The sequence below is a fragment of the Aeromonas sp. BIGb0445 genome (assembly GCF_024809075.1).
Lineage (GTDB): Bacteria > Pseudomonadota > Gammaproteobacteria > Enterobacterales > Aeromonadaceae > Aeromonas > Aeromonas rivuli.
In genome coordinates this window covers 36,199-58,198 of sequence record NZ_JANUES010000005.1, presented here as the reverse complement: position 1 = coordinate 58,198, position 22,000 = coordinate 36,199, and the positions used below count along the sequence as shown (strand labels likewise).

At 60.9% G+C, this 22,000-nt stretch carries 24 protein-coding genes, 1 other RNA gene and 1 riboswitch; of the genes, 5 read left to right on the top strand and 20 right to left on the bottom strand.

Annotated features, from left to right (window positions below):
* Positions 1 to 8: 8 nt before the first annotated feature.
* The 4 genes from flgEL to lfgB are packed head-to-tail and all read right to left on the bottom strand — an operon-like array spanning position 9 to position 2,724.
* Positions 9 to 1,211 (bottom strand): lateral flagellar hook protein FlgEL, encoded by a 1,203-nt coding sequence (flgEL, locus tag M2367_RS12165; protein ID WP_042041857.1) that lies wholly within the window; start codon positions 1,209 to 1,211, stop codon positions 9 to 11.
* Between the two features lie 18 nt (positions 1,212 to 1,229).
* Positions 1,230 to 1,907 (bottom strand): flagellar hook assembly protein FlgD, encoded by a 678-nt coding sequence (locus tag M2367_RS12160; protein ID WP_259236828.1) that lies wholly within the window; start codon positions 1,905 to 1,907, stop codon positions 1,230 to 1,232.
* Between the two features lie 2 nt (positions 1,908 to 1,909).
* Positions 1,910 to 2,332 carry a lateral flagellar basal body rod protein FlgCL gene (gene flgCL, locus M2367_RS12155; RefSeq protein WP_259236827.1) on the bottom strand — a complete coding sequence of 141 codons (423 nt, stop codon included), beginning with the start codon at positions 2,330 to 2,332 and terminating at the stop codon, positions 1,910 to 1,912.
* A gap of 2 nt (positions 2,333 to 2,334) precedes the next feature.
* A complete protein-coding gene (lfgB, locus tag M2367_RS12150; RefSeq protein WP_259236826.1) occupies positions 2,335 to 2,724 on the bottom strand; it encodes a lateral flagellar basal body rod protein LfgB in 390 nt (129 codons plus the stop codon).
* A 169-nt stretch (positions 2,725 to 2,893) separates the two neighbouring features.
* On the opposite strand from lfgB, the gene flgA reads away from it, so the two are divergent.
* The 3 genes from flgA to M2367_RS12135 all read left to right on the top strand — a co-directional run bounded on the left by flgA (position 2,894) and on the right by M2367_RS12135 (position 4,384).
* Complete coding sequence (gene flgA, locus M2367_RS12145; RefSeq protein WP_224432926.1) at positions 2,894 to 3,589, top strand: flagellar basal body P-ring formation chaperone FlgA; 696 nt, start codon at positions 2,894 to 2,896, stop codon at positions 3,587 to 3,589.
* A 79-nt stretch (positions 3,590 to 3,668) separates the two neighbouring features.
* Positions 3,669 to 3,941, top strand: a complete 273-nt coding sequence (flgM, locus tag M2367_RS12140) for a flagellar biosynthesis anti-sigma factor FlgM (RefSeq protein ID WP_224431907.1) — start codon at positions 3,669 to 3,671, stop codon at positions 3,939 to 3,941.
* Positions 3,938 to 4,384: a flagellar protein FlgN gene (locus M2367_RS12135; protein WP_042041866.1), complete on the top strand. Its 447-nt coding sequence runs from the start codon at positions 3,938 to 3,940 to the stop codon at positions 4,382 to 4,384. Before flgM ends, M2367_RS12135 begins: the two co-directional genes overlap by 4 nt.
* A 24-nt stretch (positions 4,385 to 4,408) precedes the next feature.
* Here M2367_RS12135 and M2367_RS12130 read toward each other — a convergent pair whose 3' ends face one another.
* From M2367_RS12130 to rsmI, 16 genes are all read right to left on the bottom strand, one after another.
* The gene (locus M2367_RS12130; RefSeq protein ID WP_042041867.1) at positions 4,409 to 4,819 is read right to left on the bottom strand and encodes a flagellar FliJ family protein; all 411 of its coding nucleotides are present in this window, start codon (positions 4,817 to 4,819) and stop codon (positions 4,409 to 4,411) included.
* A gap of 9 nt (positions 4,820 to 4,828) precedes the next feature.
* Positions 4,829 to 6,163 (bottom strand): lateral flagellar FliI-like assembly ATPase LfiI, encoded by a 1,335-nt coding sequence (gene lfiI, locus M2367_RS12125; protein WP_042041869.1) that lies wholly within the window; start codon positions 6,161 to 6,163, stop codon positions 4,829 to 4,831.
* The gene (locus M2367_RS12120) at positions 6,156 to 6,848 is read right to left on the bottom strand and encodes a FliH/SctL family protein (protein WP_042041870.1); all 693 of its coding nucleotides are present in this window, start codon (positions 6,846 to 6,848) and stop codon (positions 6,156 to 6,158) included. The genes lfiI and M2367_RS12120 overlap by 8 nt, the downstream gene beginning before the upstream one ends.
* Before the next feature lie 12 nt (positions 6,849 to 6,860).
* The gene (fliGL, locus tag M2367_RS12115) at positions 6,861 to 7,889 is read right to left on the bottom strand and encodes a lateral flagellar motor switch protein FliGL (RefSeq protein WP_042041871.1); all 1,029 of its coding nucleotides are present in this window, start codon (positions 7,887 to 7,889) and stop codon (positions 6,861 to 6,863) included.
* Positions 7,876 to 9,555 (bottom strand): lateral flagellar M-ring protein FliFL, encoded by a 1,680-nt coding sequence (fliFL, locus tag M2367_RS12110; protein ID WP_310504070.1) that lies wholly within the window; start codon positions 9,553 to 9,555, stop codon positions 7,876 to 7,878. Before fliFL ends, fliGL begins: the two co-directional genes overlap by 14 nt.
* A 74-nt stretch (positions 9,556 to 9,629) precedes the next feature.
* Positions 9,630 to 9,956 carry a lateral flagellar hook-basal body complex protein LfiE gene (gene lfiE / locus M2367_RS12105; protein ID WP_084218181.1) on the bottom strand — a complete coding sequence of 109 codons (327 nt, stop codon included), beginning with the start codon at positions 9,954 to 9,956 and terminating at the stop codon, positions 9,630 to 9,632.
* Between the two features lie 11 nt (positions 9,957 to 9,967).
* Positions 9,968 to 11,233 carry a sigma-54-dependent transcriptional regulator gene (locus M2367_RS12100; RefSeq protein WP_370736605.1) on the bottom strand — a complete coding sequence of 422 codons (1,266 nt, stop codon included), beginning with the start codon at positions 11,231 to 11,233 and terminating at the stop codon, positions 9,968 to 9,970.
* A gap of 246 nt (positions 11,234 to 11,479) precedes the next feature.
* Positions 11,480 to 11,567: riboswitch (cyclic di-GMP riboswitch) on the bottom strand.
* Between the two features lie 195 nt (positions 11,568 to 11,762).
* Positions 11,763 to 13,838: a lateral flagellar biosynthesis protein LfhA gene (gene lfhA / locus M2367_RS12095; protein ID WP_224431905.1), complete on the bottom strand. Its 2,076-nt coding sequence runs from the start codon at positions 13,836 to 13,838 to the stop codon at positions 11,763 to 11,765.
* A gap of 3 nt (positions 13,839 to 13,841) precedes the next feature.
* On the bottom strand, positions 13,842 to 14,978 hold the full coding sequence (flhB, locus tag M2367_RS12090; protein WP_224431904.1) for a flagellar biosynthesis protein FlhB: 1,137 nt from the start codon (positions 14,976 to 14,978) through the stop codon (positions 13,842 to 13,844).
* Positions 14,975 to 15,757: a lateral flagellar biosynthetic protein LfiR gene (gene lfiR, locus M2367_RS12085; RefSeq protein WP_042041879.1), complete on the bottom strand. Its 783-nt coding sequence runs from the start codon at positions 15,755 to 15,757 to the stop codon at positions 14,975 to 14,977. The genes flhB and lfiR overlap by 4 nt, the downstream gene beginning before the upstream one ends.
* Complete coding sequence (fliQ, locus tag M2367_RS12080; RefSeq protein ID WP_042041880.1) at positions 15,754 to 16,023, bottom strand: flagellar biosynthesis protein FliQ; 270 nt, start codon at positions 16,021 to 16,023, stop codon at positions 15,754 to 15,756. The genes lfiR and fliQ overlap by 4 nt, the downstream gene beginning before the upstream one ends.
* Before the next feature lie 2 nt (positions 16,024 to 16,025).
* Positions 16,026 to 16,757, bottom strand: coding sequence for a flagellar type III secretion system pore protein FliP (gene fliP / locus M2367_RS12075; RefSeq protein WP_259236824.1), 732 nt, complete (start codon positions 16,755 to 16,757; stop codon positions 16,026 to 16,028).
* Positions 16,757 to 17,134 carry a lateral flagellar motor switch protein LfiN gene (gene lfiN, locus M2367_RS12070; RefSeq protein WP_042041883.1) on the bottom strand — a complete coding sequence of 126 codons (378 nt, stop codon included), beginning with the start codon at positions 17,132 to 17,134 and terminating at the stop codon, positions 16,757 to 16,759. The genes fliP and lfiN overlap by 1 nt, the downstream gene beginning before the upstream one ends.
* 7 nt (positions 17,135 to 17,141) lie before the next feature.
* On the bottom strand, positions 17,142 to 18,014 hold the full coding sequence (locus M2367_RS12065) for a FliM/FliN family flagellar motor switch protein (protein ID WP_224431902.1): 873 nt from the start codon (positions 18,012 to 18,014) through the stop codon (positions 17,142 to 17,144).
* Positions 18,015 to 18,233: 219 nt separating this feature from the next.
* An RNA gene (gene rnpB, locus M2367_RS12060) (RNase P RNA component class A) lies at positions 18,234 to 18,619 on the bottom strand.
* A gap of 195 nt (positions 18,620 to 18,814) precedes the next feature.
* A complete protein-coding gene (rsmI, locus tag M2367_RS12055) occupies positions 18,815 to 19,657 on the bottom strand; it encodes a 16S rRNA (cytidine(1402)-2'-O)-methyltransferase (RefSeq protein ID WP_259236823.1) in 843 nt (280 codons plus the stop codon).
* Positions 19,658 to 19,736: 79 nt separating this feature from the next.
* On the opposite strand from rsmI, the gene M2367_RS12050 reads away from it, so the two are divergent.
* Together M2367_RS12050 and M2367_RS12045 are read left to right on the top strand one after the other, a co-directional pair.
* Complete coding sequence (locus tag M2367_RS12050; RefSeq protein ID WP_259236822.1) at positions 19,737 to 21,680, top strand: penicillin-binding protein activator; 1,944 nt, start codon at positions 19,737 to 19,739, stop codon at positions 21,678 to 21,680.
* Complete coding sequence (locus M2367_RS12045) at positions 21,592 to 21,993, top strand: YraN family protein (RefSeq protein ID WP_042041886.1); 402 nt, start codon at positions 21,592 to 21,594, stop codon at positions 21,991 to 21,993. Before M2367_RS12050 ends, M2367_RS12045 begins: the two co-directional genes overlap by 89 nt.
* The last annotated feature ends 7 nt before the right edge of the window (positions 21,994 to 22,000 follow it).

The window sequence follows — 22,000 nt, the reverse complement described above, 5'->3', positions numbered from 1 at the left end:
GATCAGCCTCAGAAGGAGTTGAAGAGCACCTGGGTCATCTTGTCCGCCGAGCTGATGCTCTTGGCGTTCGCCTGGTAGTTGCGCTGAGAGGTCATCAGGTTCACCAGCTCACCGGTCAAGTCCACGTTGGAGCCCTCGTAGGCGCCCGAGGTCAGCGAACCCAGGGTGCCGCTGCCCGGGGCACCGACCACTGGCTGACCGGAGGAGAAGGATTGCTGCCAGGTGGTGTTGTTGCTCTGCAGCAGACCATTGGGGTTGGCGAAATTGGCCATGACCACCTGCCCCTGCAACAGGCTCTGACCATTGGTGAAGGTGGCGTAGACGCCGCCATCCCCATCGATGCGGACCCCGGTCAGATCGCCGGAGGTGTAACCGTTGGACTGGTTGCGGCTGACGTTGAAGTCGGAGGCATACTGGCTGAACTTGCTCAGACCGATGTCCAGGGTCATGGGCTCCGCACCCTGCGGTGTCAGGGCCAGCGTCGCCTTGTCGGCACCGCTGCCCACCGCATCAAAAGAACCATCCGTATTGAACTTGAGGTTGGTGGTGGTCCCGTTGGCGACGCCATCGACCGTGTAGTGCACCTGCCAGTCGTTGCTGCCAACCTTGACGAAATACTGGGTGACATTGTGTTCGCTGCCCAGGGAGTCAAACACCTTGCTGGACTGGGAGAAGTTGTAGCTCTCCGCCTTGCTGGCATCGAACGGATTGAGCGTGGTGTCTATGTTGCTGGCATCCGCCTTCAGATTGCCCACAAACTCCAGGGAGTCGGAGGCCTTGGCGGGCAGACTGCCGGTACCCACCTGCAGATCGCCCACAACCCCCGTCTGCAACTGACCGGCGCCGTTGACGGTATAGCCTTGCAGGCGATCCCCGGTCGAGGTGGTGAGGTAGTTGTTGGCATCGCGCTGGAACATGCCGGCACGGGTGTAGGAGGTCTGGCCGTTGCCATCCTTGAGCTGGAAGAAACCATTGCCGGAGATCGCCAGATCCAGACCACGGCCGGTGCGCATCAGATCGCCGTTGCGATCGAAGTTCTGGGAGACGTTGTTCATCTCGACCCCACCCGCCTGGCCGCCACCATAGATGGCTGCAAACTCGGCACGGCTCGATTTGAAACCGGCGGTGCTGACGTTGGCCACGTTGTTGCTGATGACGCTCAATTCCTGGTTAACGGCGCGCAGGCCGCTCAGTCCGATACTAAAAGACACTGTGTCGCTCCTATGGGCTTATGCCGATTTGCCAAACTGGATGGCGCTGAACAGGGGGACTTCCCCAACGCCCGCCACCTCTAACATGATGTCGCCGGTGCCGGGCAGGGTGACCCTGTCCACCGTACTGGAGACATAGTGCTTGCTCTGCACCTTGCTCCCGGCCAGGGAGGCTTTCACCTCAAAGCTGTACTCGCCGGCGGGTAATACCGGCAGGTCGTAATCGATGCCACCAGCCTTGCTCTCACCCAAGTTGCGGGTCGCAACCAGGGTGCCATGTTGATCAAATACCTTGAGCTCGACCTGGTCGGCCGCGCCACCCAGCTCAATCTGGCCCCGTATCGCCTTCTCTGCCCCCTGCTTGAGGGAAGCAGTCGGCACCATGACATCCCGACCGATCAGATCCGTGCTCTGCAGCACCTGCTGGGTATCCATCATGGCGATGGACTTTTGCTGCAATACCTTCAACTGCTCGACCCCCTCCACCATGCTGAACTGGGCCAGCTGGGTGACGTATTGGGAGCCGTCGAGGGGATTGGTGGGATCCTGATTCTGGAGCTGGGCCACCATCATCTGCAAAAACTCGTTGCGCAGCTGCATGCCACCGCTCGCCGTGCCGTTGCCAGCGATGTTGTCATCCAGGCTCTGACTGGTGCTGCGGGCCGTGTCCAGGCTACTGACCTGAGGAAGGCTCATGATCAGACCTGCCCGAGGCGCAGGAGACCCTGCTGCATGCTGGAGATACGATTGATGACCTCCACCGAGGTCTCAAAGCCGCGCGAGGCACTCATCATGTCGGCCATCTCCTCCACCGCATTGACGTTGGAGTGGTACACGAAGCCATCCTCATCGGCCAGGGGATTGGTCGGCTCCAGCCGCCGCTCAATCTGGCGATCGGATTGCACTATGCCGGCAATCTGTACCTGGGCGGCCCCCATGCCATCGGCATCCTGAACCCGCTGATACAGGGTGGAGAACACCGGCTTGATGGCACGAAAAGCCTCCTCTTCCCGTCCCGCCACGCTATCGACGTTGGCAAGGTTGGAGGCGATGGTATCGAGACGGACCGTCTGTGCCCGCATGGCACTGCCGGCGATCTCATAGATTCGATTGAACGACATGATTAACGGCCCTCGATCGCCTTGGCGATCCCGCTGAGTTTCATATTGAGGAAGGTCAGGCTGGTCTGAAAATCGGTGGCATTGTTGGCAAACTTGCTCTGCTCCACACTGAGCTCGGCGGTGTTGCCATCCATGGAGACCTGGTAAGGCATGCGGTAGAGGGGATGCTGCATATCATCCTGCAGACGCCCCCCCGCAATGGCACTGCTCTCTTCCTTGGCCGCCACTTGCTGTGCGACCCGACCCAGAATGCTCTTATAATCCACGTCCCTGGCCAGATAGCCCGGGGTATCCACATTTGCCAGATTACCTGCGAGGATACGCGCCCTATCCGTTCGCACATTCAGGGCATAGGGATGTACCCCCAGCGCACTGTCAAATGAGATACTCATGCTTCATCCTCTCGTCAGCGAAATAGTCAGACCCGTGCAGGCCATATCAAGACTCATGCCAACCATGAAAAATCACCCCGTTCGCCCTATGGCGTGGCCTCATACCCTGCCTGGCACGCATCAGGGGGAAGCTGGCTTTCCCGGCAGGAAGTGGAGCGGCCTCTTGTTGATGCTGCTGCTCGCCCTGTCTCCCGGGGTGCAAGCCCAGACGGAGACACTGGATATCACCGCCCTGGAGCAGACCCTGCGCCAACAGGCGCAACGTCAGCTCGACGATTATCTGACCCTGCAACGCTGGCAGGCCAACCGCGTCGATTATCAAGTCTGGCTCGCGCCAGCGGCGGCGCACCTGCCCCCTTGTCGACAAGCCCTCGGGTTGCAGGCTGGCGGTCTCTATCGCCAGCCCTGGGGTCGGCGCCCCTACCTCATCAGCTGCGGCGATCCCCAATGGCAACTCAGGGGCAGGGTCGATGTCAGCGTCTTCATGTCGGTCTGGGCCACGGCCCAGGAGATAGCCAAGGGGCACCCCATCCAGGTCGCCGATCTGGTTGCCAAGGAGCTGGAAGTCAGCCGCATTCAGCGCGGTTTCACCCCGGCGAGCCTCTCCTTGCTCGAGCAAAAAAGCGGTCGCAGGCTGCGCACGGGCCAGCTGATCGGTGAACTCGACCTGCAGAAACAGTGGGCGGTGCGCCAGGGGGAAGGGGTACTGATCCGGGCGGGTCAGGGCAGTTTTGCCGCCACGACACGAGGGGAGGCGCTGGAAAATGGCGCCATCGGCGAGGGTATCAGGGTACGCAACAACAGCTCGGGCAGAGAGATCCAGACCTGGGTGCTGGGCAAGGGCGAGGTGGAGACACGATTTTGAGTGTTTTGAGCGAACAGTCCATTCAAGTTATGCTGACCCCCGGTCGCTTTACTCCAGTAGACCATCAGGAAGTGAACATATGAAGATCACCCGCGCCGACCTCATCCCGACTCAACCTCTGACTCAACGCAGGCAGGATGCGGCCCCAACGCCAAACCCACCTCGCCAAAGCGGTGAGAGCCAGATCAGTGCCACTGCCCAGACCATGGCACAAGCCAGTATCGCCCTGGCCGACACCCCGGATGTCGACATGGCCAAGGTCGAGCAGATCCGTCAGGCCATAGGGGAAGGGCGTCTGAGCCTCGACATGGATGCCTTGAGCCAGGCCATATTGGAACTGCACCGTCGATGAGCCAATCCGCCAGCCCTCTGGATGCCAAACAGAGAGTCAAGCAACTGCTGCTCGGCATCCAGCGGGATCTCGGCCGCTATGGCGAGTTGCAACAGATGCTGCAGCGCCAGCATCTGCTGCTGGCGACCCACGAAGTGGATGCCTTGACCCAGCATAATCTGCAGCAAACTGAACTGATGAAGCAGATAGAGCAACAGGCTCAGCAACGCTGCCAGCATCTGCTCGCCCTGGGCATGGCGCCCAATGAGCAGGGCATGGCCAAGCTGATCGCTCGCCTGCCCGCTCAGTTGCAACACACCATGACGGGCCAGTGGCAACAACTCGAGTCCAGCCTGCGCCAGTGCCAACAGCAGAACGATCGCAACGGTCGCCTGCTGGCGGGACAGATTGAAACCCTGCATACCCTGCTCGGTCAGCGCCAGGAGTATGGCCAGGAAGCCTGAACCTCAGGCTCTTCCCCCCCTGCGTCAACTACCCCGGGTACGATGGCGCAGGCCGCTTATCTCATCGAGCAGACGCTGCTCCTGTGACTCCCTGAGTCTCCTGTCCGCCAGTGCCCGCCGATCCAGCACCCCTTCCAATCCCTTCACGCGCCCGAACTGCTGGCGCAATTGCAACTCATGGCGATCCAGATCGAGGCGCGCCATCGCCGATTGCTGAACCTGATGGGCGTGCAAGCGGCGCAGCTGGGCATCCATCTGCTGACGATTTTGCAGCAACAGAGGGTGGAAACCCTGCCCCTGACCCAGGCTGGCGATCACCTCCTGCAATCTGAATGCCCGCAACTCCTCACGCTGAGCCAGCTCACGCAGCCGCTGACGCTCCTTGCCCATCTCGTCCAGCGCCTGCTGTTGTAAACCCAGATATGCATTGAGCACTGTCTCTCCTTAGGCCGGGCGGCCAAGCGCCTGGCGCAACCCGGCAGGGGCCTCGGCCAGGGGGGTCACTTCATGGATCCCTTGCTGCAGCAGCGCCGCGATGGCGGGGTAACGCTGCACGGCCTCATCCATCTGGGCATCCGCCCCCGCCTGATAACCGCCAAGAGGCAGCAATTCGCGCACCTGCTGATAACGCCCCCACAGCTGGCGCAGGGTGACCGCCAGGGATTGCCACTCTGCCGGTACCACCTGAGGCATGACCCGGCTGACCGAGGCACCGATGTCGATGGCCGGATAGTGGCCCTCTTCGGCCAGGCGCCGGGTCAGCACTATGTGGCCATCCAGAATGGCGCGGGCCGCATCCACCACAGGATCTTGCTGATCGTCCCCTTCCGCCAGCACCGTATAGAAGGCGCTCAGGCTGCCATTGGGATCGACACCGTTACCGGCCCGCTCCACCAGCTGGGTCAACATGCTGAACACCGAAGGCGGATAACCCCGGGTGGCGGGTGGCTCACCGATGGCCAGGGCTATCTCGCGCTGGGCCTGGGCATAACGGGTCAGGGAGTCCATCAGCAGCAACACGTCCTGGCCCTGCTCGCGAAAGTATTCGGCGAGGCGATGACAAAGCTGAGCCGCGCGCAGCCGCATCAGCGGGGATTGATCGGCCGGTGCTGCAATGACCACGGCCCGCGCCAGCCCCTCGCGGCCCAGGCTGTGTTCGATAAACTCGCGCACCTCGCGCCCTCGCTCGCCGATCAGACCGACGATGACGATCTGGGCCGTGGTGTTGCGGGTCATCATGCCAAGCAGCATGCTCTTGCCGACTCCGGAGCCTGCGAATAACCCGAGCCGCTGACCCTTGCCGACCGTGAGCAAGCCATTGATGGCACGCACCCCGACGTCGAGGGGCTCGCGCACCGGGGTACGCTGCAGGGGATTGGGGGGGGAACTGAACAAGCTGACGCGCTCCCCGGCGTCTGGCAGCGGGAGGCCATCCAAAGGCTGCAACAAACCATCGAGCACGCGGCCAAGCAGGTGATCGCCGACCCGGATCGTCTCCTCACCCGAGATGGGCAACACCCTCGCCCCCGAGTAGAGGCCGCTCATGGCCTGCAACGGCATCAGGTAAGAGACGTCGCGATTGAAGCCAACCACCTCCGCCAGCAGATAGCCCTCGCCCGCGGTATCCACCCGGCAGCGCTGGCCCATGACCAGCTGGCAGCCAACCACTTCCAGGGTGAGCCCCGTGACCCGCACCAGCCGGCCATAACGGCGAAAGCCGGGGGCGGGCTCAAAGTCATCCAGTGCCGAACTGAGCGCCTGCTGCAAACGCTTATCCATTCAGGCTGGCATCCAGGGCGCTGTTGATCTTGTCAAGGCAGGCGTCGAGCCGCTCCGCGGTATTGACCTCAATCACAGCCGCCTGAGTCTCGAGCCTGGCATCCCCCATGGCCAGGGCCGCATCCTGCTGCAACGGCCAGCCAGCGCAGCGGGTCACGCCGAGTTCGGCCAGACGGCGCCTGTCTCCCTCATTGAGGTAGATGACCAACTCTTCAGGCTGGCTCGGCAGGCTGGCCAGCGCCTGCTCGACTTGCGTCAGCACTTGCTGGGGGTTGAGGGTGAACTCGGCCTGGATGACCCGCCGCGCCACCTGCTCAACCAACTGAGCCAACACCTGCTTTTGCTGCAACATGCGGGCCTGGCAGAGGCTATCCCACTGTTGCTGCAATTTCTCAAAAGGCACCATGGCCTGGTCGAAGGAGCCGCGTCCTTCGGCCAATCCCTGGGCAAGGCCCCGGGCTTGGCCCTGCGCCACCCCCCGACTCTCACCCTCAATCAGGCCGCTGGTGAGTCCCTGCTGGTAACCTTCCTGATAACCCAGATCCTGGCCCTGCTCCAGCCCCTGCTGGTAACCGAACTCGAACTGCTCCTGCTCGCTCGGCTCCCCCTCTCCGACCTGGCCGAGTTGCGGGAAACGGTAGCGACGGGTCGCCCCCGGGGCCAACTTGCGCATCTTGTTAGGCATGCTCGTCTCTCATCAGTTGACCGTGGGCTCTTCGAACAGCTGGAACTCGACCTCGCCCTGCTCGACCAGTTCGCGCACCAGTTGCATGATGTCGTCCCGTGCCTGTTCCACCTTGCGCAAAGAGACGCTGCCCTGATCCTGGATCTGGGCCTCGAGGGACTGGGCCATCCGCTTGGGCATGGCACCGAGCACCACCTTGCGAAAGCTGGTCTCGGTGTTCTTCAGAGCCAGGGCCAGCAGATCGGCGGGCAACTCCTGCACCAGGCGCTGCAAGGTGTCGTCGCTCTGACGGCGCAGGGCCATGAAGTCGAACATGTTCTTCTCTATTTCGAGGGCCATGTCGCCATCGCGCTCACGCAGCAGGGAGAGCATCTGCTCCTTGTTGCCCTGATAACGATTGAGGATATCGGCAACCTGGCGCACCCCGTTGACCTTGGCGCCGGACTGATCCGCCACATAGGCCAGACAGCGATCCAGGGTGAGTCGCAGCTCATCGAGCACATGCTCGCTCACCGAGCTGAGTCCGGCGACCCGAACCAGCAGGTCATCGTGGAGCGAACCTGGCAAGGCATCGAGCACTGCCGAGGCGGTCTGGGGCGGCAGGAAGGCCAGCAAGACGGCCTGCATCTGCGGGTGTTCGTTGCGAAAGAAGCGGGCAAGCACCTCGGCAGGCACCCACTGCAGACGCTGGATATCCTGGCTCATGGCGTCGCCATACAGGCTATCGAGCAGGCTGCGGGAGAGCCGTTGGCCCAGGGCAAGATCCAGGGTCTGCTCCAGATAATCCCGGGAGGCGCTGGCGATGCCGCTCTGCTCCCGGTACTGGATGAAGAACTGCTGCAGGGTCCACTTCGCCTCGATGGAGCTGACCCCGGACAGGCCCGCCATCTTGGAGATGAGCCGTTGCACCTCGTCGCGCGACAGCTTCTGCATCACCTTGGCGGCCGCCTCTGTGCCCATGCTGAGCAACAAGATGGCCGCCTTCTCCAGGTTGTCTATGTCGATGTCCACTGCACTCTGGTTCATGTTAGCGTTGCTCATTACTGCTCACCCATGCCTTGACCACTTCGGCCACCCGGGCCGTGTCTTTGTCCACCAGCAGTTGCAGGTGTTTCAACTGCACCTCGAGTTCAGAGCCCGGCTCGGGCAGTGCATCGAGGTCCAGGGCGCTGAAGTGAGGCCCCTGCTCATCATCGGTACGGATGAGACCTTTACTGTGAGGCGCCGCCAGCGTCTCATCGGTCCGGCGCTGTAGCGGCAGGCCGAGTTCGGGTTCCCGCTCCTCCTGCTCCTCTTCGTCCGGCACGACCACTGGCTGCTGGGTACGCACCAGATGCTTGACCAGGGGACGTATCCCGAAGAACACCAGAGTCAGACCCAGCAGGCCGCCGACCAGGTAACGCAGGGAGTCCTGCCAGTACGGGGTCTCCCACCAGCTGGATTCGGGAGGGGCGACCTGCACCTCGTCGGTGAAATTGAATACCTGCAGGCTGATCTGATCGCCCCGACCGGTATCAAAGCCGACGGCCCGCTCCACCATCTGGCGGATCTGGCCAAGCTGAGCCTCATTCCAGCCCTCTTTCGGCGCAGTCTGCTCGTTGAGCAGCACCGAGACGTTCATCCGCTCGAGTCGCCCCTGCTGATAGCGGGTATGCACCACGGTGCGGCTATTTTCGTATTGGCGACTGCTCTCCTGGCGCTCGGTCCGGCTGTCGTTCTTGGGGGCCGGTTCCGCGGGTGCCGCGGCGGCACCATCGGCCGGTTCGGCCTGGGGTGCCGTCTCGGGTGGCCGATTGGACAGGGCTCCCGGGATCCCCATGGCCAGGGCATCGACCGTCTTGTCGGACTTGTTGGTCTCCTGGGTGATCACACCTTGCGGATCGAACTGCTGCTGAGTCTCTTCGACCGCATTGAAATTGACGTCTGCGGCTATCTGCACCCGGAAGTTGCCCGTGCCCAGCATGGGGTAGAGCATGTCAGTGGCACGTTGGCGTATGTATTGCTCCAGCTTGCGCACGTATTCCATCTGCTGCACGCTCTGTTTGCCAAAGCCCATCTTGTCTCCCAGCTCGCTGCTCAGCAGCTGGCCAGCCTGATCGATGATGGTCACGGCGCCCGGTTTCATGCCGGAGATGCTACCGGCCACCAGATTGGCGATGGCCTCAACCTGACCCGCTTCCATCGATTGACCCGGTTGCAGATCCACCATGACAGAGGCACTGGGCTTCTCTTCATCACGACCGACAAACAGGGTGCGCTTGGGAATAGCCAGATGGACACGGGCACTGCGCACCGCGTTGAGGGAGATAATGGTACGCGCCAGCTCCCCTTCCAGGGCGTGACGATAACGCGCCCCTTCCATGAATTCGCTGGTGCCAAGACCCGTGACCGCATCCAGCCCTTCCAGGCCAGAGGGCATGGCGGCACGGACCCCACGCGCAGCTAGCGCCATACGAATGTGAGCCAGTTGACTCTCTGGCACCAGTACCTGCCCGGAGCTTTTCTCAAGCTGGAAGGGGATCTGCTCTTTCTCCAGCATCTCCATGATATTGGCGGTGTCGTACAACTCCTGCTTGCCGTACAGGGGCACGTAGTTCTTGCTGGAGGTCCAGAGGATGACCACTATGGTCCCCGCCACGGTGGCGGCCAACAGGGCTATGGTCAGGATGGATTTATTGTCGCGAGAGAGGCTGCGCCAGTTCTTCAGCCACGCCTGTATGCGCTGCTGCATGCTGACGGCCTCCCGTGGCGAGCCGCTTACCAATTCAGTCATCAGTAACCTCAGAGCGGCATGCGCATGATGTCATCGAAACCCGTCATCAGCTTGTTGCGCACCTGCATCAGGGCGGAAAAGCTAAGACCGGCTTTCTGACTGGCCACCATGGCCCCGACCAGATCATCGCTCTGGCCCGCATCGACCGCCGTCATCAGACGGGAAGAGATGTTTTGTTGTTCGTTGACCCGATTGACCACGTCTCGCATGGCATTGCCGAAGGAGACTTCCTGACCGCCCTGGAGCTCGATGTGAGGCTCCTGGCTCGCCACCCGCTTCAGCTCCTGCATCTGCTGCAACAGAGTGGTCTGTGACGACATCATTTCAATCTTCACTGGGTTATCCCTCAATTTTGAATCTGGAGTTCAATGTCTATGCCCTGCTCACGCATCGCCGCCAGCTTGTAGCGCAATGCCCGGGTCGTCATGCCCAGGGCCTCGGCCGTGCGGGTTCGATGGCCGCTACAGCGGCGCAGGGTCTCTAATACGAACTGAAACTCGGCATGGCGGCGGGTCTCCATCAGCCCTTCAGGGGCCAATAAAGGCTCGACCAAACCGGGTTCTGCGGCCCCCGGCTCACGGGGCAGCATCAAATCGATCGCTTGAATATGCAATCCTCGCGCCATGATGAGCGAACGCTGAATGACATTGTCGAGCTCGCGCACATTGCCGGGCCAGGGATAAGCAAGCATCTGCTTGCGTGCCAGCTCGCTCAACCAATGACCCTGTCTGGGTGCATAGCGGGCGATGAAATATTCAGCCAGCGGCAGGATATCTCCCGGCCGTTCACGCAACGCAGGCCAGCTCATGGGCAGCACATCGAGGCGGTAGAAGAGATCCTCACGAAACAGCCCTGCGGCCACCAGGGTCCGCAGATCCTTGTTGCTGGCCGCGATGATGCGTACATCCAGGTTGATCAGTTGATGGCTCCCCAGTCGCTCGACCTGGCGCTCCTGCAACACCCGCAGCAGCTTGGCTTGCAGTGCCAGGGGCAGTTCGGAGATTTCGTCCAGCAACAGGGTCCCCCCCTGCGCCTGCTCGAACTTGCCAGGCTGGGCCGACACCGCCCCGGTGAAGGCCCCTTTGGCATGACCAAACAGGATGGACTCGATCATCGACTCGGGGATGGCGGCGCAGTTGATGGCGACGAAGGGGCCATCACAGCGGTTGGACATCTCATGGATGTACCGTGCCAGGCGCTCCTTGCCGGTCCCGGATTCACCACCGATGAGAATAGTGGCCGAGGTCTTGGCGGCCCGGCGGGCCAGCTGCAATACCTGACGACTGGCACTCGACTCAGCAATCAGATCCGGGATCGGCTGGCGCAGGCGCAAGGCTCCCCGGATCGCATCCAGCATCTGCTGTCGCCCGAAGGGTTTGATGATGTAATCGATGGCGCCGGCCCCCATGGCCTCGGCCGCCAGATGCCCCTGGTGCTCATTGACCAGGATGACACTGTCGGTGTCGGTCAATTTGCCCAGAAAGCCCTTGAGGTTGTCGATGGGCGTGCTCACGTCCAGCAACAGTAGATCGACCCTGTCATTGGCAAGGCTGGCGCATGCCTGCCTTGCCGAGTCGACGATAGATACCCGATATCCCGAACTCTCCAGCATGATCAGTATCTCTTCCCCGGCAGAAGAGTCTGGCTGCAGCAATAACAGATGAGGGAGCCCCCCAAGGCCTGGCGGCGTCGGGGTACATTTCAGAGAAACATCCGAAAGCATATGAACCTGAACCTGTGATTGTATTGTCGTCAATCAACAGAACTGAAATGTCAAAACCGAGGAAAGAGGTGGCCGCCGCCATGCATCTGCGTGCATGTCGGTTTGCTATAGGCGTCATTCGTGACGGTACCTATCCCTGGTAACCCCGCTATCATTGGCATTCCCGCCATTAGACCGGAGGCTTTGCGTCCTGACTTTTCAGTTCAGTTTGCCTTTTTCATGCGATATGCCCTTATGCAAAAGGACAGCCAGACAGCGGTTGTCGCAGCCTGGCAGCACGTATCAAATTATTATATTTATCAGTATGTTTTGGCGGAAAGCGTCAAAACACGGCGCATCATAACAAGTTGAGAAGACAGTTCAAGCACAGATGCGGAATAAGGTTTTCCTATCTGACTGAGATCAAGGGCAATTCTCTTCACCCCAGGGTACCGACCACTTCCACCCTCAGCTCCTCCGGGATCTCGTTGTAAGAGAGTACCTTGAGCCCCTTGGCGAAGGAGGTGGCATAACGGGACAGCAAAGGTCTCAGTTGGGGCATCACCACCAATACTGGGGCATGGCCCTGCTGCTGGAGCTGCTCCTTGACAAGGGGCATATTTTGTTGGAGCTGAGCCAGCAATTGGGGGTCAACCGGGAAACTGTCCAGCGCCACCTTGCCCTGTTGCTGAGCCTGATTCATGGCCGCCAACAGTGTCTGCTCCAGTCGTTCATCCAGCGTAAAGGTGGCCAGCAGCTCACGCTGTCCTATCACCTGGCGCACTATCTGGCGCTTGAGGGCGCAGCGCACGTCCGCCGCCAGCAGCACGGGATCCTTGGTCAGCTCGCTCGCGTCGAGCAAGGTGGTCGCTATGGTGCGGATGTCGGTCAGGCTCACCTGCTCCTTGAGCAGTTGCCGGAACACCCGAAGCTGCTGCATCTGGGTCAGGGCGAGGTTGAGCTCCTCCGCCAGACGGGGAGACAGGGTCGCCAGGTATTGACCCAGCTTGCCGACTTCATCGTGGCCGAACAGGGTGTCGAGCTGTTCACGCAGCAGCTTGCTGGCATGGGTCGCTATCACGGTCGCCGAGTCCACCACCGAGTAACCCAGATTGAGTGCCTTGGCCTTGTGGTCCGGGGCTATCCAGACCGCGTTCATGCCGTAGGCGGGATCCTGGGTCAGCTCGCCGTCCAGGGCACCGTAGGTCTCGCCACTGCTGATGGCCATCAGCCGCTGGCAATCCACCTGCCCGCTCGCCATGGGCACGGAGGAGAGCCGGACTCGGTATTGATCGGGTTGCAGCTGCAGGTTGTCACGCACCCGGATCTCGGGCAGCAAGAAACCATACTGCTCGGAGAGGGTCTTTCTGATGCCCCGCACCCGCACCAGCAGCTCGGCGCCCTTGTCCGCCTCGGCCAGGGGAACCAGCTTGTAACCAAGCTCGATGGCGATGGGATCGACATAGGGCAGATCCTGCCACTCCAACCCCTGATGTTCAGGCAACACCAACTGCTGACTCAGTTGCTCGGCGGCATCGAGGGCCGGATCCTGCTGCTGTCGCAGGCTCACCCGCCAGCCGGTCCAGGCCAGGACGGCGGCAAAACTGACGAAGGCCAGCATGGGCATGCCGGGCACAAGACCCAGGATCAGCATGATGGCGGCAGCCGTGTAGATGACCCTGGGCGACGCCAATAGCTGCTGGCCCACCTGATCGGACATCTCCCCCTCATCACTGACCCGGGTCACTATGATGGCGGCTGCGGTAGACATCAGCAGGGAGGGGATCTGGGCAACCAGACCGTCCCCTATGGTGAGCAGGGCATAGCGCTGGAAGGCCTCTGCCACCGGCAGGGCATGCTGAAAGATACCGATGGCGAGACCGCCAACCAGGTTGATGATGAGCACCAGCAGCCCGGCGATGGCATCCCCACGCACGAACTTGGAGGCACCATCCATGGCCCCGTAGAAGTCGGCCTCGCGGGAGATCTCTTCCCGCCGGGCCCGGGCCTGGTGTTGATCCATGATGCCGGCATTCAAGTCGGCATCTATGGCCATCTGTTTGCCCGGCATGGCGTCCAGGGTGAAGCGGGCCGACACCTCTGATATCCGTTCGCCACCCTTGGTGATGACCACGAAGTTGATGATCATCAAGATGATGAACACCACCAGGCCAACCACATAGTTGCCGCCGATGACCACCTCGCCGAACGCCTGGATGACCTTGCCCGCCGCATCATTGCCCTCATGGCCATTGAGCAGCACCACCCGGGTCGAGGCGACGTTGAGGGAGAGCCTCATCAGGGTCGCCACCAGCAGCACGGTCGGGAACACGGAGAAGTCGAGGGGACGGCGGGCCGAGACCGAGACCAGCAACACCATGATCGCCAACACTATGTTGAAGGTGAACAGGCCATCGAGCAGCCAACCCGGCAGCGGCAGTATCATCATGGCCAGTATGGCCAGCAGCATCAGGGGGATGGCCGTATAGGACTTGGTCAGGGTACGCCAGTTCACAACTTACCTCTCGGGTTGACGCAATTCAGGGGGCACATGCAGGGGGGCTAGCGGGCCGGGCTGCTTGCCCCGCCCAGCCTGATAGGCCTGCAACTGCAATACATGGTTCAGGACATAAGCCACCGCGGTATAGAGACCGGCCGGGACCTCCTGATCGATTCGGGTCGAGTAGTAGATGGCTCGAGTCAGCTCAGGCAGGCTCAACACCATCTTGTCGTGCTGCTTGCCCACCTGCTTGATCCGCTCGGCCATGCTGTCGACCCCCTTGGCGATCACATAAGGGGCATTGGCGCGGGCGGGATCGTATTTGATGGCCACCGCATAGTGGCTCGGGTTCACCACTATCACATCGGCCTGGGGCACCCGCTTCTCGATGCGGGCCCTGGCCAGCATGGCTTGTACTTGACGGATCTTCGCCTTGATCTCCGGGCGACCCTCGCTGTTCTTGTGCTCATCCTTGACCTCCTGCTTGGTCATGCGCAGTTGTTTCTGCATCGACCAGCGTTGGTAAGGCACATCGAGCAGGGCGATCAGCATCTGAACGGCGCCAAGCAGGATAAAGGCCTGGGAGAGGATCCCCAGCGCCTGCTCCATCGCCATCTGGGGCGGCATTCGATTCATTTGCAACAGGGTCGGCCACTGATGCTGCAATAACAGGGCCAAGGTTGAACCAATCAGCACTATCTTGAGAATGGACTTGAGCAGCTCCATCAGGCTATGGGTGGAAAACATGCGCTTGAGTCCCTTGAGCGGATTGAGCTTCTCACCGCTGGGCATCAACTTTTTCCAGGTGAACACCATGCCCCCCGGCACCATGCTGACCAGGATCAGCATCAGTGCCAGGAAACCGAACAGGGGCAGCAAGGCCATGAGCATGCTGAACAGGGCCTCCCCGGTCCAGCTCATCATCATCTGGGGATCCCGCGCCCCCTGCCAGTCGAAACGGATGGGACGTTTCATCAATTCGGCGAAGAAACTGCCAAGGCCGGGCACCATCCACTGCATGGCGAGTCCACCGAGCAGCAGCAAACCCGCCGAGCTCATCTCCCGGGAGCGGGCAATCTGCCCCTCATCCCGAGCCTTGCGCTGTTTCTGGGTGGAGGCCTGCTCGGTTTTATCCTGGGCGCTGGTCTGACTCATTGCACACTCAATCCCTGCAACTGCTCCAGCACATGGCTGACCAGATCGAGATAACGAGCAGGCACCCCGCTGATGGAGAGCGCCATGGTCAGCAACCCCAGCAACAGCGTCATGGGGAACCCCAGGGAGAAGATGTTGAGGGAGGGGGCCGTGCGGTTCATGACCCCGAAGGTGAGATTCACCATCAGCATCGCCACCACGGCAGGCAGGGTCAGGATGAGGGCGGCCCCGATACTCCAGCCAAACAGGCCGATGACCCCCTTGATATCGAGCAGGTAGAGCGAAGAGCCCGGCGGCCAGCTGCGCAGACTCTGCACCAGCACCTCCAGCACCACCAGATGACCATTGAGGCCGAGAAACAACAGCGTGGCAAAGATGAGCATGATCTGGCTGATGATAGGCGCCGATTCACCATTGCTGGGGTCATTCATGACCGCCATACCCAGACCCATTTGCATCGACAGTATCTGGCCCGCCATGGTCATCACCATGAACAGCATCTGGACGCAGAGCCCGAATAACAGGCCGAACATCAACTGTTCCAGCGTGACCAGGATAGCCTGTGCCGAGAAGGGGTCTATCAGCGGCATGGCCTTGAGCATGGGGGCCAGCAGCAGGCTGAGCAGGAAGGCGAGCAACAGCCGGATCTGGGGCGGCACCCGGCCATCCCCGAAGAAGGGCATCACCCAGAAGGCAGCGCCGATACGAATGAAGGGCCACCACCACTGTCCCAGCCAGGCCGTCAGCTCGGCCGCACTGACCGAGATCAGCGAGTTCATCCGATAAGCCCGGGGATCTTGGCAAACAGCTCATTGAAGAGGGTGGTGATCTGGGCCAAAAGCCAGTGACCAGTGAAGATCAGCGTCAACAGCGTCACGATGAAACGGGGCAGGAAGCTGAGGGTCTGTTCCTGGATCTGGGTCGCCGCCTGAAACACACTCACGATGAGTCCGACGATCAAGCCGGGCACCACCAGCACAGAGACCATGATCACCACCAGATTCACTGCGCCACCCACCAGACTGACGCTCTGCTCGGGGGTCATGGTCAGCCCCCTCCGAAGCTGGCGGCCAGGGTGCCGACCGTCATCGACCACCCATCAACCAGTACGAATACCATCAGCTTGAACGGCAACGAGATGATGAGCGGCGACAGCATCATCATCCCCATGGCCATCAAGACGCTGGCGACCACCAGATCGATCACCAGGAAGGGGATAAACAGCATGAAGCCTATCTGAAACGCGGTATTGAGCTCGCTCAGCACGAAGGCGGGCAACAAGACACCGAAGGGTATTTCCGCCTTGGTGAGGCTGGTCGACTCCCCCGAGATCCGCAGCATCTGCTCCAGATCCGGCTCCCGGGTCTGCGCCAACATGAAGCGCCGCAAGGGTTGCTCGGCACGGCTTATCCCCTCGGACAGGGTGATTTCGTCGTTGTCATAGGGCAGGAAGGCGTTTTCGTACATCTCGGTCCAGACCGGACGCATGATGACCAGCGTCAGGATCAAACTGATGCCGATCAGTACTCGGTTTGGTGGGCTCTGTTGCAGACCCAGCGCCTGGCGCAATATGGCCAGCACTATGATGATGCGGGTAAAGCTGGTCATCATCAGTAACAGGGTCGGCAACAACCCCAGCAGGGTCATGAAGAAGAGGATCTGCAACTTGATGTTGTAGTCCTCGCCCCCTTCGGCGCCAGGCGCGACCGAGAAGAGGGTCATGTCCGCACCCCAGCTGGGCAGGGCGACGAGCAAGAGCAGCGGCAGCAGGACGCGCATCAGTCGTCCATGCCACCCAGCAGCTTGGTGTCAACCACCTCGACCAGACGCAGGCCATACTTGCCATTGACCACCACCACCTCACCACGGGCCAACAGTTTGCCATTGACCCGGACATCCAGCGGCTCACCCGCCAACTTGTCCAGCTCGATGACAGCCCCCTCTTCGAGCTGCATCAGATCCCCAAGCGGCACCTCTGCACTGGCCACTTCCAGGGTCACCTTGACCGGGATCTGGCGGAAGAAGGAGAGATCCCTCGGCTTGCCGCTACCGGTCGGCGCCAGGTAATCGGCCGCACTCGGCATGCTGAGTTCGTCATCAAACAACTGATCCAGGCTGTCCAGATCCAGGGGATCATTGATGTTATGTTCGTTCATCTTGTTCTTACTCCTCTATCACTGCCGTTACCTGATACACCAGGCTGCCTTTTTGCTCGGCAATGCGTCCATTGAAACAGGGGCGGCTGCCGATCAGGGCAGGCACCAGGTCAGGCATATCCAAAGCCAGCACATCACCAACCTGCAAGGTCTCCAGATCAGCCAGGGTCATGGCCATCTGTCCCATCACCACCCGCAATTGCACCGGCAGGTGAGTCATCGCTTGTTCCAGCTCACCGCGAACAGGGCGTTGATCGGTCAGTTGCGCCTCGGTTTCGGCCTGCAGCCACCACAACCGCCACTGATGGTTATGTTCTCCCAGACTCAGAGTCGCCTGGCTGGACCAGAGCGCAGGCCCCACTGGCAGCACATCGGCAGGCACGGGGGTGAGCTGCCAGCCCAGATCGCCGAGTCCCATGCAGGAGGAGAGAATATCGACCTGGTATTGGCAGAGTCGGTGCAACAGGCGCTGCTCTGTATCACTGAGGGATTTGGCCTGACTCGGCTCCTCACCCGCTTGCAGCTGTCCTCCGAAGAAGATCACGGCGAGACGATAGATGACGGACGCTGAGATGGAGAAAAACACTCGGTAGCGCTCGTCACGCTGGGCCCTGGCTTCGAGCCAGAACTGCTGATCTTCAGGAGGGAAATGGCCGGCACTGACGAAATCCTGAAACACGAGATCGCACTCGGCGCTGTTGAACAGCTGGGCCATGCACCCGGCAGCCTGCAAGGAGAAGCTGGCCAAGTGGGCATTCATCTGCTTGAGATGACCCTGTTTGGCTCGCTCGACACCGAGCAGATCGTAGCGAGGAAGCCCCCGTCCCTGTTCGGCCGGCAGCAGCCGGGATGGTGTTAGCGTTAGGCTGCTAGCTGACATTGCGAATTCACCTTAACCATGTTCATGCCACCCTTAACCCACATCAGGGTGACGGGGCAGGTGGAGAAAAGGGGACCAGTCGACTTGAAGCGACCAAAATGGGCGGGAACTGTATTACAAAATGAAAAAAGGTGCTATCGACCCAGGCAGGCCCATAAAGAAAAATCCCGGACCAGAAGGTACCGGGATTCTTGTGGGTAACAGAGTACCCTGAAATTAGGTCGGAGTCGGCCTGTAAGCCGGGTTCTGTTCCGGGTTGCCCCGGTGACAATCATTCCTCTAGGCCAGCAATCGCTCACTGGCTCAAGCAACCTACCCGCCCCCAACGCGGGCCGCGCCAATAGGGGCCTATTTGGTCTTGCTTCGGGTGGAGTTTACCGTGCCACGAACTGTTGCCAGACGCGCGGTGCGCTCTTACCGCACCCTTTCACCCTTACCTGATCCCTTGCGGGCCATCGGCGGTTTGCTCTCTGTTGCACTGGTCGTAGGCTCACGCCTCCCAGGCGTTACCTGGCACCCTGCCCTATGAAGCCCGGACTTTCCTCCCCTCCGCCCGTCTGCCCCGAAAGGCACAACGACGAAGCAGCGATTGTCCAGCCGACTCCGGGCGCGGATTATAGCCCTGTCTGCTGGCCGGGGTAAACCGGCAATTGTCGATAGTGGCATTTATTCACGGCTTGATGCCTCCTGTCAGAGTGACATGACCATCGGTCAGCCATCCTCAATCTTGCTGAAAGGCTCCCGTTGCCACACCCGGGCGTGGTCGTGAAAGATCATCGGCGTCGAACCGACCAGGCTATTTACTCTTTCTGGTGGTGTTCGAGCCCGTACTTGTAGAGGGCGTTCTTCTTCACCCCATGGATCTCGGCGGTCAGCGCGGCCGCCTTCTTGAGCGGCAGTTCGGCCACCAGCAGACCCAGGGTGCGGATCGCATCAAAGGGCAGCTCTTCTTCCACCTTGCTGGCGCCGGCCACCACCAGCACGATTTCACCGCGGCAACGGTTTTCATCCTCGCCCAGCCAGACCAGCATCTCGGAGGCGGGCAGACCGTGGATGGATTCAAAGGTCTTGGTCAACTCGCGGCACACCACCACCTGGCGCTCCCCCAGGATGCGAGCAATCGCTTCTACCGTGTCCTGCACCCGGCGCGGTGACTCGTAGAACACCAGGGAGCGGGTATCTTCGATGACGGCCTGCAGCCGGTCGTCACGTCCCTTGGCTTTCGCAGGCAAGAATCCCTCGAAGGCGAAACGGTCGGTGGGCAGGCCAGCAGCACTGAGCGCCGTGATGGCCGCGCACGGGCCCGGCAGCGGCACCACCTTGACCCCGGCTTCGCGACAGCGGGTGACCAGGTGATAACCGGGGTCGCTAATCAGCGGCGTGCCCGCATCCGATACCAGGGCTACACTCTTGCCTTCCTTGATTTTCGCTATCAACACCTCGGCCTTCTGCTGCTCGTTGTGATCGTGCAAAGGGAAGCTGCTCACCGAGATCTGGTAGTGTTTGAGCAGTATGCCGGTGTGGCGGGTATCCTCGGCCGCCACCAGATCGACCCGGCGCAGAATATCGAGGGCGCGCTGGGTGATATCGGCCAAATTACCGATGGGAGTGGGGACTATATAGAGGGTTGGGGTGTCACTCATGGGATCTCCGAGCATCCCGACAATTGTGTCGCCATATTGGCCCGTTTACACTATGGGTAACTTCAACACTGGTCGGGGAATGAACTTGAACCGGGTTACAAAGCAGCTAAGTGTATCACGACTCTTCGGCATCCTACTCGCAGCTATCCTGCTTGCGGGTTGCGCGTCGGAACCCAATCAACCCTCTGGACAGGCAGGAGGCCTCTCTGGCTTCGCCACACTGACCCAGAATCCAGAGGCCTATCTGGCCAAGGTGGATCCGGCCAAGCCGGATGAAGCCTTCATCTGGCAAACCCTGGCTGCGCGCAGCTATCTGGCTCAAGGCCAGCTCAACCCGGCGCAGGCCTTGCTGCAACAGCTGCAAAAACAGGCCAAGACACCACAACAGCAAGCTCAGGCGCAGTTGCTTGAAGCCCATGTGCTCCTGGCCCAGGGCAATGCCAACCAGGCGTTGATCTTGCTGGAAGGCAAGCCGGCGGTGGAGCTTGATGCCGATACCCAGCGTGACTGGTATCGCCAGCGCACCGTGTTGCAGCTCGACATCAATAACAAGTTTGGTGCCGCCAAATCCCTGATCTTGCTGGAGCCCTATCTGGCCAAAGAGGAGGTTGCCACCAATCACAAGCAGATCTGGTCCCTGCTGAAAAGCATGACCCCCACCACCCTGCAAGCGCTGGAAGAAGCACCGGCACCCGATGTGACCACCGGCTGGCTGCGACTGGCTGCCCTGGTCAACGAGTTTGGTGCTCAGCCGAGCCAGCTGGCTCGTCAGTTAGATGGCTGGAAGCGTGACTTCCCAAACCATCCTGCCCAGCAGGACATGCCGGCCGGTCTTGGCGACTTGGCCAGTACCACTGGCCTGGCTCCTCAGCAGATAGCCGTTTTCTTGCCACTGTCCGGCAATCTGGAGCCCCAGGGATCGGCAATCCGCAACGGTATGCTGATGTCCTACAAGGAGAATAACGGCCAATACAGCCTGAACTTCTACGACACCCAGACCAAATCCGTTGGCGAGATTTACCAGCAAGCCATCCAGGATGGTGCCGACATGATCATCGGCCCCTTGCTCAAGGACAGGGTCGAGGAGCTGCTCAAGCTCAACCCGACCGTGCCCGTGCTCGCCCTGAACGAGCTGGACAAACCGATCGTCAATGACAGCACCTTCTACTTCTCCCTCTCGGCCGCCGCCGATGCAAGTCAGGCTGCCAACTACTTGTTTGGCCAGGGCTATCGCAAGCCCCTGCTGATCGCCACCCAGGGCCGCATTGGCTATGGCAGCATCAAGGCGTTCGAGCAGACCTGGAGCGGTCTGAGTCAGGACAAGCCCGTGGTCGCGACCTTTACCTCCCGCAAAGAGGTGCCGGGCATGGTGAAAAATGCCTTGAGCGGTCGCTCCACCGCCCGGGCGGGCGAGGTCATGCAGCTCTCCGATGAGACGCCGCGCAGCATCGATGTCGTCTATCTGATCGCCAACAACCTCGAGACCCGCATGGTCAAACCCTATGTGGATATCTCGGTCAATCCCATGGGTAGCCTGCCGATCTTCACCGGCCCCCGCGGTTATGACAGCGGGGCCACCGAGGCAGCCTCGGAGCTCAATGGTCTGCGCATAGGCGATATGCCGTTGATGCTGGGTGAGTTCAACGAGCTGCGCGGCAAGGCCCAGCTGCTCTGGCCACAGACTCAGGGTGACCTGCTGCGCCTGTTTGCCCTGGGCTATGACGCCGTCAGCCTCAGTCCTAACCTGATGCAGATGCGCGCCGTCGGCGCCATGAAACAGCCGGGTTTGAGCGGTCAACTCAGCATTAGTCAGGATGGCGTCGTACAGCGGGAGCAGAGCTGGGCCACCTATCAGGATGGCAAGCTGCTCGATGCAACGGGTAACCCCATCGGCATGGAGCAAGCCACGCTCCCTGACACCCCGGAGTCCAGCGATGAAGAGCCGGCTCAAGCCCCTGATACAGCACTGCCTGAACCTGTTTCAGACGACAGCGACACCACAGCGCCCGGGGCAGCACTTTGAGTTAGTCGCCGCCGACTGGTTGCAGGCCAAGGGCCTGCAACTGATTGAACGCAACTATCACTGTCGCGGTGGCGAGCTGGATCTCATCATGCGCCAGGGTGATACCCTGGTGTTTGTCGAGGTTCGATATCGGGCCAATAACGACCATGGCGGTGCCGCCGCCTCGGTCACCCCGGCCAAACAGCGCAAGCTCATGCTAGCCGCCCGCCACTATTTGACGCACCATGGCATCAACGAGGCCAGCCAGGCCTGTCGATTCGATGTGCTGGCGTTCGAGGGCAACCAGCCTGACTGGATCCAGAACGCTTTTTAAGAGGATC